General features: G+C 62.9%; 1 protein-coding gene. It reads right to left on the bottom strand.

The annotated features are described in order from the left end of the window. Window positions 1-377: thiamine pyrophosphate-binding protein (locus tag AC5RT4_RS17750; RefSeq protein ID WP_494106622.1), on the bottom strand; the 377-nt coding region annotated here is incomplete at both ends.

The following is a 377-nucleotide window of genomic DNA, read 5'->3' on the forward strand; positions in this document are numbered from 1 at the left end:
GGGGTTTCGTTCATGATCTTCACCAGCGACCCGTCGGTGTCCTTGGTGAGCAGGTCATCCCATTCCCGGCCCCAGACGACCTTGATCACGTTCCAGCCCGCGCCGCGGAAGAACGCTTCGAGTTCCTGCATGATCTTGCCGTTACCGCGCACCGGCCCGTCCAGGCGCTGAAGGTTGCAGTTGATCACGAAGTTCAGGTTGTCCAGGTTCTCGTTCGCGGCGAGCTGGAGCAGGCCGCGGGATTCGGGCTCGTCCATTTCCCCATCGCCCAGGAACGCCCAGACCTGCTGGTCACTGGTGTCCTTCAGGCCCCGGTTGTGCAGGTACCGGTTGGACTGGGCCTGGTAGATCGCGTTCATCGGCCCGATGCCCATGGA

The organism is Arthrobacter sp. sptzw42 (assembly GCF_059089685.1).